The organism is Rhodospirillales bacterium, assembly GCA_016872535.1.
Taxonomy (GTDB): domain Bacteria; phylum Pseudomonadota; class Alphaproteobacteria; order Rhodospirillales; family 2-12-FULL-67-15; genus 2-12-FULL-67-15.
Genome location: VGZQ01000008.1, coordinates 42,610 through 50,810, shown reverse-complemented (window position 1 = coordinate 50,810; position 8,201 = coordinate 42,610). Strand labels below are relative to the sequence as shown.

The window sequence follows — 8,201 nt, the reverse complement described above, 5'->3', positions numbered from 1 at the left end:
GGGCAGCGCCAAGGAATCGAAGCTGGTGGTGATGGAATGGAAAGGCGCCGGCGCGGCTAAGGCCAAGAAGGGTAAGGAATCCGGCCCGGTCGCCTTGATCGGCAAGGGCGTGACCTTCGACACCGGTGGTATTTCCCTGAAACCCGGCGCCGGAATGGAAGAGATGAAATGGGACATGGGCGGCGCGGGCGCGGTGATCGGCGCCATGAAGGCGATCGCCGGGCGCAAATCTAGGGCGCACGTGGTCGGCCTGGTCGGGTTGGTCGAGAACATGCCCGACGGCAACGCCCAGCGTCCGGGCGACATCGTCAAGTCCATGTCCGGGCAGACGATCGAGATTCAGAACACCGACGCCGAAGGGCGCCTCGTGCTCTCCGACGTGCTGTGGTACGGCAAGACCCGGTTCAAGCCGCGGCTGATGATCGATCTCGCGACGCTGACCGGCGCGATCGTGGTCGCCCTCGGCCATGAATACGCGGGGCTCTACGCCAACGACGAGGAGCTGGCGGCGCGCCTGATCGAGGCCGGCGGCAAGGTCGGCGAGCGGGTATGGCGGATGCCGCTCGATCCCGCTTACGACAAGATGATGGATTCGGACGTCGCCGACATGAAGAACATCTCGGGCTCGCGCGACGCCGGCAGCATCACGGCGGCGCAGTTCCTGCAACGCTTTGTCGACAAGACGCCGTGGGCGCACCTCGACATCGCCGGCATGGCCTGGACCAACAAGGAGAAACCGACGATACCGAAGGGCGGCACCGGCTTCGGGGTGCGGCTGCTCGATCGCATGGTGGCGGATTTCTACGAATGACCGAGGTCGCCTTCTATCACCTGCAACGGTCGACGCTGGAAGCGGCCTTGCCCGCGCTGCTCGTCAAGACCCTGGCGGCGGGCAAGCGGGCGGTGGTGATGGTCGGCGCGCCGGAGCGGATCGAGGCGCTCAACTCGGTGCTGTGGACGTACGATCCGGAATCGTGGCTGCCGCACGGCAGCGCCGCCGACGGCAACGCCGCCGATCAGCCGGTGTGGCTGACCGGCGCGGATGAAAATCCGAACGGGGCGCAATTTCTGTTCCTTGCCGATGGCGCGACCTCGGCGCGGGTGGCGGAGTACGAGCGCTGCTTTGAACTATTCGACGGCAATGATCCGGACGCGGTTGAGAAGGCGCGAGTGCGCTGGACGGCGTACAAGGAGGCGGGGCATGTGCTCGCCTACTGGCGCCAGACCGACCAGGGCAGCTGGATGCGCGAGGGTTAGGCGCTAGACCGACACGTCGTCCGCTTCCCCGGCGGCGCGGCGCAGCGCGCGCAGGATGCGCCGGGTGCGGGCGACCGATTGATCGTTCTCGGGGTTGTAGCGCAGCTCGAAGACGAGGCGGCGCTCCCATTCGGCAACGAAGTCGCGCGGTTCGTCGGGCGCGGCCCTGGTTTGCAGCAACGCGCCGACCGTGCGGTTGTAATCGGGGTGCAGTTCCGACTGGAAGGCGAGGGCGGCTTGGTCCTCCCATTCGAGCAGGCCCTCGGCGTAGAGATCGAGGCTGCGTTTCGCCATTTCCCGTGGGCTGGCCGCGCGGGGATCGAACGCGCGCGCAGGCCTCGACGGCTCGGGTTGGGTGGGCTCCAGGTCCGGCGCCGCCGGAACCGGCAGTGGCGCCCCGGCAAGCGGGATCAAGTCGCGGCGGGCTTGGGCCGGTGCGAGGATGGAGTCGGATTCGGGTGGAATCGCGGCGGATGCGATGGCTCGGAGCATCATGCGCTCCTGGCCCGGGAACTACAGGCGGCGGCGGTTGCGCCCGTGCGCCTCGCCGCGCACCTTCTTGACGGTGTACATCGCCTCGTCGGCGCGGGCGAGCAGGATGTCGGCGCTGTCTTCGCCGCCGTAGGCCTGGAAGCCGAAGCTGGCGCGGATCGGGATCAGGCGCCCCTGCCAGGAGACGAGCGCGCAGTTGACGAGGCCGTTCAATGTCTCGGCGCGGGCGAGCCCGCCCTCGCGATTGGTACGGGTGAGCAGCACTACGAACTCGTCACCGCCGACGCGGGCGACGCGATCGGATTCGCGGACGTTCTCGACCAGGATCTGCGCCACGCGCTTCAGGACTTCGTCGCCGGCAGCGTGACCGAGGGTGTCGTTGATCGGCTTGAATCCGTCGAGATCGATGTAGACGAGCACGCCGACGTCGAGGTGACGGCGGGCGGTGGCGAGCGCCCGTTCCATCTCGCGCTCGAATCCGCGCCGGTTGAGAAGGCCGGTCAGGGGGTCGGTGACGGCGAGCGATTCGAGTTGATCGAGACGACGAACGAGATCGTCGAAACGCTGATCCGCGGACGTAGCGGCGACCAGCGCGCCTTCGAGCGCGGCGCGCACCGCCGGTGACTGTGCCGCCTCGGCGCCCCGTGGTGGGTTCGCCCGCAGGGCTTCGGCGATCCGCTCGATGCTGGCGGCGAGGGACGGCGGCTCGTTCGCGGGCTTGGTGTCGTTGGCGGCAACGGCGGCGGAAGCGCGAAGGGTCAGGACGGTCACGGTAGTAGATCCTTGATTAGCGCAAAGGCTCGTCGTCGCCCGGGAAGGGGTTGGCGGCGGCGAGATAGAAATCCGGGGCAAGGGCAAAGGACGTCAACTGCGGATCGGCGCGCAAGGCGGTGACGGCCCGATAGACGGCGTCCCCGTCGCCCGGCTCGGGCGAAACGGAGAACGTCGGCCGTGAAGGCCGGTCGGATGCCGGGGCGAAATGGCGCTCGTTTTGGGACATGGATTGCGGTACCTCCATCCGTGGCGGGGATCGCTCCGCCTTCGAGGAACAGCAACGAGCGTGCCAACGGGAGGTTAACGAAATACTAACATTTTCGGGCCCCGGCCCCCGTTGTTCCCGGCAATAATTGCCTAGTCGGGAAATTGTTGCCGTGCGACCAAGGAGATAACGGCATCGGAAATTTCTAATAATTGATGAAAAAAATTTCTAATTTTTTCTAAATCGGCCATAGCCACGCGGCGCCGCGCACGCCGCTGGCGGGGCCGTGGCGGCTTTGGCGGAGGGGAGTGTCGGCCTGGTCGGAGAACACCCATCGTTGCCATAGGCGCGGCACGTTCTCGTAAAAGCGGGTGATGGACGAGAGGCCGCCGCCGAGGACGATCACCTCCGGATCGAGCATGTTGATGACGGTCGCGAGCGCCCGGGCGAGTCGTTGTTCGTGGCGGACGAGCGTTGCCTCGGCCTGCGGATCGCCGTCGGCGGCGCGGGCGACGATCGCCTCGGCCGTCAATGTTTCGCCGGTATGGAAGGTGTGATCGCGGGCCAATCCCGGTCCCGAAAGGAATGTTTCGATACACCCGTGCTTGCCGCAGTAGCAACGTGATCCGGGCAATTCCTCCGGTTCGGGCCACGGCAGGGGATTGTGCCCCCATTCGCCGGCGATGGCGTTGGGGCCGCCCCAGGCGCGGCCGTCGATGGCGATGCCGCCGCCGACCCCGGTGCCGAGAATCACGCCGAACGCAACCCGCGCACCCGCCGCCGCGCCGTCGGCGGCTTCCGAAACGATGAAGCAATTGGCATCGTTGGTCAGCCGAACCCGCCGGCCCGTGGCGCGGGCGATGTCGGCGTCAAGGGCGTGGCCGATCAAACACGTGGAGTTGGCGTTCTTGATCAAGCCGGTGGCGGGCGAAACGGCGCCCGGAATTCCGACGCCGACGAACGATGAGTCACCGCCGGCATCGCGCTCGAGACCCCGGATCATCTCGGCGATAGCGCGGACGATCCCGGCGTAATCGGCAGCCGGAGTCGGGACCCGGCACCGGGCCAGTTCCCGGCCTTCGGCGCTCAGGGCGATTCCCTCGATTTTGGTTCCGCCAAGGTCTATGCCGATGCGGAGGGTCATGGTTTCTGCAGGATATAGTGGCCCAGTTCGATCTGTCCGCAAAATCTAGTTTACCTTCGGTCGGCCCGTCATTAAACCATTGTTAACGACGTTTCGGCCCTAATGAGCCCGAAAGCGTCGGGTCGTTTACGGGCAATCTCTGGCGACGGTACCGAAGACCATGACGCGCGCAACACGCCCCGCCGACCGAACAACGGTGGCACAAGCGCAAGGGAATGAAACCATGGCGTCTTCGCTCGGCATCACCCAGGACGGCCTCAAGGCCGCGCTGCGCATCAAGGAAGATTATCGCAAAGGCGAGCCGCTCTGTGTTCCGGGCGAACGCGCGCGCATCCTGTTGCCCGAATATCTGATGAACCACAATCTCGATCTGCGCGATTTTGACGATCCATTGCCGCTCGCGATGGTCGCTACCCGCGATCCGGAAGCGCCTATGGCGCTAGCCGCGGCGACACGCATGAGCCCGCTCGGGCCCAAGAGCCGCCTGATCGGCGGATTGTTCCAGGTGATGGGCGAATCGACGCGCCACGACATCGTGCGCCGATGCGTGGAAATGATCACCGCCAATGCCTTCAGCCCGGAAATGATCGCCGAGGTGCGCCGCCAGGCGTCCCGTGTCATCATCAACACCCGGGAGGAATTTACCCTGGCGTTGCGCCAGAATCTTCAATCGCTGCTCGAGGGATCGATCGCGCCGCGCCAGTTCGTGCGCGAGTTCTTCGACCTGACCGAAGCGGGCAATCTGCGCAACGAAATACGCAAGAAACTGGTGCTGAGCCTGCTGCTGTCGCCCAACATTCGTCCGAGCATCAAGTTCCTGCTGCTCGAAAATTTCCAACGCATGCCGAATACGGTCCGGCTCGGGATTATCGGCGCGGTGCTCAAGGCGGAACCGTCGCGGCACCTCGACATGATCAAGGAGGAATTGCGATGGATCGTGACCCAGGAGCGTCCGATCCCGACCGGCGGCAAGGCGAACTGACGTTCTTTAGGGTTGTCCCCTAGGTTGGGCTTTTCTATGGTGACCCGCCGCTTTATTACGGCGCGCCGGATCCATGCCCGATACTCATTTGAGCCGTTATGCGTTCGAAGGCGTTCCCGCGACCGCGGAAACGCGTGAAGTCGCGCCCGGCGTTCATTGGCATCGGATGCCGCTGCCCTTCAAGCTCGACCACATCAATCTTTGGCTGTTGGAAGACGGCGACGGCTGGACGGCGGTGGACACCGGCATTGCCCGGCCCGAAGTCCGGGACGCTTGGGAACGCATTTTCGCCACGCGCCTCGCCGGCAAGCCCCTGAAACGGGTCATCGTTACCCATTTTCATCCCGATCACGTCGGCTTGGCGGGGTGGCTCCGCGAACGCACCGGAGCCGAAGTGTGGATGCCGCTCGCGGAGTGGGCCTTTGCGCGCATGCTGACTCTCGATCAGACTGATGCGACGCACGCCGCCGCAGTCGAATTTTACCGCGTCGCGGGATTCGATGCCGCGCAACTCGCGGCGGCGAACAGCCGGCGCGGCCGCTATGCCCAATCGGTATCACCGATTCCGCTCGCGATCCGCCACTACCGTGAAGGCGAGACGATCGTGGTCGGCGGGCGAGGTTGGCGCGTAATCGTCGGCCTCGGCCATTCGCCCGAGCATGCATGCCTATGGTGCGGCGAACTCAAGGTGCTGATTTCCGGCGATCAGATTTTGCCGCGGATCAGCCCCAACATCGCGGTATGGCCGCACGAGCCGGACGCCAATCCGCTTGCCCTCTATCTCGAATCGCTCGGGAAGTTTCGCGGGCTCCCCGACGACATTCTCGTTTTGCCGAGTCACGACCGGCCGTTTCGGGGCTTGGCTTGGCGATTAGACGAACTGGCGGACCACCATCGCTCGCGCCTCCAGCGCACCTGGGACGCGTGCGCGGCCCCCGCGAGCGGGACGGACGTTCTGCGAAATCTGTTTGCGCGGGAACTCGACTCGCACCAACTGATGTTCGCCATCGGCGAGGCGCTGGCCCACGTTCATTGGCTGGCAAGCGAGGGGGCGTTGACGCGCGAATCGCGCGCGGACGGGGTCCGCGTGTTCCGCCAAGCGGCGAATCCGTTCTGATCAGCGCATCGTGACCGTGCGCGGCGCTTCGTTCGGGTTTTCGATCGTCAGGGTGGCGGCCGAGCCGCAATAAAGTCCGTAGAGGGTTTCGATCACCGCGCTCGCCTCTTCGCCGTTGAGCGAATAATAGATCGTTTGCGCGACGCGCCGAGTCTTGACCATGTTGTCGCGGCGAAGCCGGGCTAGATGCTGCGACAAGGCCGATTGGCTGAGGCCGATGATGCGTTCGAGTTCGCCGACGCTTTTTTCACCCGGAACCAGTTGGCACAAGATCATCAGGCGGTGTTGGTTGCTCATGGCCTTGAGCAGCTCGCTGGCGCGGCGGGCATTGGATTGGATTGCATGCAGCTTGGCAGGGGCGGTCGGCGTGGTGTCCATGGAGGGCCCTTTGGATTCGCTCTATGTGATTTGTGTACGTCGATGTGTTCGCGCCTGAGGGCGAGCACACCGCATTTCCATCAACTCAAACTAATAAACATGAAAGTCATATACCATAGAAAAATCATCAAGTTATGGTGCACCGCCATAACCAATGATTTCCGGATTTGCCGCTTTATTAGCAGATATGATTTTTGCTCGAGTGGGTCTAATCGAAAACATATTGAAAGCACGTGAAAAATAATCCGTTTTTGCGGGCGTGTGCCATTTTCATCTAGACGACCAAGGTGGATGGAAAAACACAATATCCCGGTGGACAATAATGCACCGCAATATTCATGCTGCATCGCAATATTACGTTTTCCAGAATCGCCGGGGTTCTTTCGCGGCAGCATGCGATATCCGCGGCGCGATTGCAGCTCGGAAAAGGGGTCTGTGCAGATGAAGGGTGAGCGGCGATATTCCGGTCATGGGTAGTGAATTCCGAACGGCGGCGAAACCGACACGCGTCGCGACACGCGTTGCCACGAGTGCGCTTTGGGGGGCCGTTTTCCTGATCGCGTCGCTCGTGCCGACCTCGGCTGTCCGTGCCGATTTGGTTGGACACGGCGGAATCGTGCGCGCGGTCGCGGTTTCACCGGATGGACGGCGGATTGCCACCGGCAGCTTCGATTACTCGGCGAGGCTTTGGGATTTCGGCGAACAGTCGGAATTGCTGGTGCTCGATGGGCACGCCGGTCCCGTCAATGCAATCGCCTTTGTCGATGCCGGGCGCGCGGTCAGCGCGAGCGACGACGGCGCGATCGTTTGGAATCTCGCCACCGGCAAGCCGGCGTTTCGGTTCGAGGGCCATCGGCACAAGACCATGGGTGTTGCCGTGTCGCGCGACGGGCGCTGGATCGCCACCGCCGGTTGGGATCGCACCGTGCGGCTTTGGGACGCCCGCGACGGCCGTGCGGGAGCCGTTCTGACGACCACGGAACCGATGAACGCGGTCGTCTTTGCCGCCGGCGGCTCGCGCATCGCTGCCGCCGGCCACGACGGATTTTTGTGGCTTTGGGATCGGGCTAGCGGCGAGCTCAAGGGCAAGTTCTCCGGCCACGAACGTGGGGTCACCCACCTTGCGGTTTCGCCGGACGGAAAACGGCTGTTGTCGGCCGGAATCGATCGGACCGTGCGCCTGTGGGATGCGGAGCAAGGGTCTGAAATCGCCGCTTTTCGCCATCACGAGGTTCAGGTGTACGCGGTTGCGTTTCTTCCCGACGGGCGGCGGGCGGCATCGGCGGGACGCGACGGGATCGTAACCATCTTCGCGCTCGCCGACGGAAAAGTAGAACGCGAAATCAAGGCGCACGACAGTCAGATTTGGGGAGTGGCCCCGTCGCCCGACGGCCGCTTTGTCGTCACCGCCGCTTCCGACGGCAGCGCCCGCGTGTGGCATCTGGAGACCGGTGACCGGATCGGCTTGGCCGCCGAAACCCCGGACGAAGCGCAACCGTGGCTTACCGATCCGCATCCGGGCGCCAAGCTGTTTCCCAAGTGTGCTCGCTGCCATTCCCTGACCGCGGACGGCGCGAATAAATCGGGTCCGCATCTCGCCGGGTTGTTCGGCCGGAAAGTGGGCTCGGTCGACGATTACCGCTATTCCGCCGCCCTCGAAAAGGGAACCTTCGTCTGGGACGAGGCGACCCTGTTCCGCCTGTTCGACGACGGGCCCGACGTGATGCTGCCGGGGACCAAGATGCCGGTACAGCGGATCACCAACGCGGAGCAGTTGCGCCAGTTGATCGATTATTTGAAAAAATCGACCATCCCCCGCTGAAAGACGAGGCCGCGGGAAGCGTTTTCCCGC

At 64.2% G+C, this 8,201-nt stretch carries 10 protein-coding genes; 5 read left to right on the top strand and 5 right to left on the bottom strand.

Annotation, left to right across the window (positions count from 1 at the left end; translation table 11 throughout):
• Together FJ311_03145 and FJ311_03140 are read left to right on the top strand one after the other, a co-directional pair.
• On the top strand, positions 1-811 hold an 811-nt coding region (locus FJ311_03145; GenBank protein ID MBM3950429.1), incomplete at its 5' end, for a leucyl aminopeptidase.
• Positions 808-1,257 (top strand): DNA polymerase III subunit chi, encoded by a 450-nt coding sequence (locus FJ311_03140; protein MBM3950428.1) that lies wholly within the window; start codon positions 808-810, stop codon positions 1,255-1,257. The genes FJ311_03145 and FJ311_03140, both read left to right, overlap by 4 nt.
• Positions 1,258-1,260: 3 nt before the next feature.
• Here FJ311_03140 and FJ311_03135 read toward each other — a convergent pair whose 3' ends face one another.
• The 4 genes from FJ311_03135 to FJ311_03120 all read right to left on the bottom strand — a co-directional run bounded on the left by FJ311_03135 (position 1,261) and on the right by FJ311_03120 (position 3,872).
• On the bottom strand, positions 1,261-1,752 hold the full coding sequence (locus FJ311_03135; protein MBM3950427.1) for a hypothetical protein: 492 nt from the start codon (positions 1,750-1,752) through the stop codon (positions 1,261-1,263).
• A gap of 18 nt (positions 1,753-1,770) precedes the next feature.
• A complete protein-coding gene (locus FJ311_03130; protein ID MBM3950426.1) occupies positions 1,771-2,340 on the bottom strand; it encodes a GGDEF domain-containing protein in 570 nt (189 codons plus the stop codon).
• A gap of 196 nt (positions 2,341-2,536) precedes the next feature.
• Positions 2,537-2,749 (bottom strand): hypothetical protein, encoded by a 213-nt coding sequence (locus FJ311_03125; protein MBM3950425.1) that lies wholly within the window; start codon positions 2,747-2,749, stop codon positions 2,537-2,539.
• Between the two features lie 217 nt (positions 2,750-2,966).
• Positions 2,967-3,872 (bottom strand): ROK family protein, encoded by a 906-nt coding sequence (locus FJ311_03120; protein MBM3950424.1) that lies wholly within the window; start codon positions 3,870-3,872, stop codon positions 2,967-2,969.
• A gap of 223 nt (positions 3,873-4,095) precedes the next feature.
• Here FJ311_03120 and FJ311_03115 point away from each other — a divergent pair, with 223 nt between their 5' ends.
• On the top strand, positions 4,096-4,854 hold the full coding sequence (locus FJ311_03115) for a hypothetical protein (protein MBM3950423.1): 759 nt from the start codon (positions 4,096-4,098) through the stop codon (positions 4,852-4,854).
• A 73-nt stretch (positions 4,855-4,927) separates the two neighbouring features.
• Complete coding sequence (locus FJ311_03110) at positions 4,928-5,971, top strand: MBL fold metallo-hydrolase (protein MBM3950422.1); 1,044 nt, start codon at positions 4,928-4,930, stop codon at positions 5,969-5,971.
• Here FJ311_03110 and FJ311_03105 read toward each other — a convergent pair whose 3' ends face one another.
• Positions 5,972-6,349, bottom strand: a complete 378-nt coding sequence (locus tag FJ311_03105) for a helix-turn-helix transcriptional regulator (protein ID MBM3950421.1) — start codon at positions 6,347-6,349, stop codon at positions 5,972-5,974.
• Between the two features lie 469 nt (positions 6,350-6,818).
• On the opposite strand from FJ311_03105, the gene FJ311_03100 reads away from it, so the two are divergent.
• Entirely contained in the window at positions 6,819-8,171 is a 1,353-nt protein-coding gene (locus tag FJ311_03100) for a c-type cytochrome (protein MBM3950420.1), read from the top strand.
• The last annotated feature ends 30 nt before the right edge of the window (positions 8,172-8,201 follow it).